The sequence below is a fragment of the Petrocella sp. genome (assembly GCF_059865615.1).
In genome coordinates this window covers 1-1,293 of sequence record NZ_JCBCDA010000062.1, presented here as the reverse complement: position 1 = coordinate 1,293, position 1,293 = coordinate 1, and the positions used below count along the sequence as shown (strand labels likewise).

Here is a 1,293-nt window from a genome sequence, read left to right as displayed (position 1 = left end):
CAAGTGATTGAGGGGAAATCGTTGAAATCGTCAATAGACCGAAAGAAAATCATCGATGACGAGTTAAAAAAACAGAAAGAAAAACTAAAAGATGATATGGGGGAGTATGATGATGGTGAAGATTTTACTTTTAGGACTTAGCCTTATTTTTGTCACTGGTTGTACATCTCCAAAGAAGGAGATAGTCTATGTTTCACAACCAGTTGCATGTCCAGTTGTCAGACTTGATGCCTTTGATGAAGAAATCAAATCAAAAGTGTTTACTGCAACTAAATTTAACGGGATGGTGTGTTTAAGCGACAAATCATTCATGGACTTGGTATGGGAAACCCGCAACGGAAGGCAAAGCTATAATCAACTATACGATCATGTGGAAGAGTTCAATAAAACTGTTAAAGAGAAAAATGTTGGTTTATAGTTGACACTCATATAAAACATTGATATAATCATAAGCCAGCCATTGTGTTGGCTTTTTTTATTTAGAGGAGGAAATAATTATATGATTAACTTAATGCAAGGCGATTGTTTAGAAAGAATGAAGGAAATACCAGATGGTTCGGTGGATATGGTTTTGACTGACCCGCCTTATGGTACGACAGCTTGTAAGTGGGATTCAGTTATCCCCTTTGAACCGATGTGGGAGCAGTTGAATCGGGTTATCAAGCCTAATGGGGCGATTGTTATGACTGCAAGTCAGCCTTTTACCACCACGCTTATTGCTAGTAATATGAAGATGTTTAAGTATTGTTGGGTTTGGAATAAAAAAAGACCTAGCAACCCAATGTTAGCTAAAAAACAGGCTTTGAAAGTGCATGAAGATGTTTGCGTTTTTTATAAAAATTTTGGTACTTACCACCCTCAAGGATTTTTTAAGACAGACGGTAAGCCTAGGGGAGGGGTGAATCCTAGTAAAACTGAGTTAGGCTTTGGTAAAGGACTTAAAAAACCTTATAAACAAACTACAAGTGGGTATCCTAAGTCTATATTAGAATTTGGAACAGATAACTCTAAAAACATACACCCCACGCAAAAGCCAGTAGCACTAATGGAATACCTAATCAAGACGTACACAAACGAGGGCGAAACAGTTTTGGACTTTACTATGGGTTCAGGCACTACAGGTGTAGCCTGTGTCAATACCGATAAAGGTTCTATCGGTATTGAGCTGGGCCAAGATTACTTCGATATTGCTAAAGATAGAATTGATAAAGCCAAGCTATCACAAGGTAATGTTTAATAGTTATTTTCAATTAGACACAACAGCCAGATTTGATAAAATGGACACAAGCCAAT

The 1,293-nt window shown here is 37.4% G+C and carries 2 protein-coding genes; both read left to right on the top strand.

Features of this window, described 5'->3' with window-relative positions; all coding sequences use genetic code 11:
* Positions 1–109: 109 nt before the first annotated feature.
* Positions 110–418: a hypothetical protein gene (locus AC6F8J_RS07290; RefSeq protein WP_500722071.1), complete on the top strand. Its 309-nt coding sequence runs from the start codon at positions 110–112 to the stop codon at positions 416–418.
* Between the two features lie 81 nt (positions 419–499).
* Positions 500–1,237: a DNA methyltransferase gene (locus tag AC6F8J_RS07285; protein WP_500722070.1), complete on the top strand. Its 738-nt coding sequence runs from the start codon at positions 500–502 to the stop codon at positions 1,235–1,237.
* The last annotated feature ends 56 nt before the right edge of the window (positions 1,238–1,293 follow it).

What these genes read in the sequence shown, in the direction of transcription:
- AC6F8J_RS07285 (WP_500722070.1), top strand. Translation starts at nt 500, where the DNA reads ATGATTAACTTAATGCAAGGCGATTGTTTAGAAAGAATGAAGGAAATA.
- AC6F8J_RS07290 (WP_500722071.1), top strand. Translation starts at nt 110, where the DNA reads ATGATGGTGAAGATTTTACTTTTAGGACTTAGCCTTATTTTTGTCACT.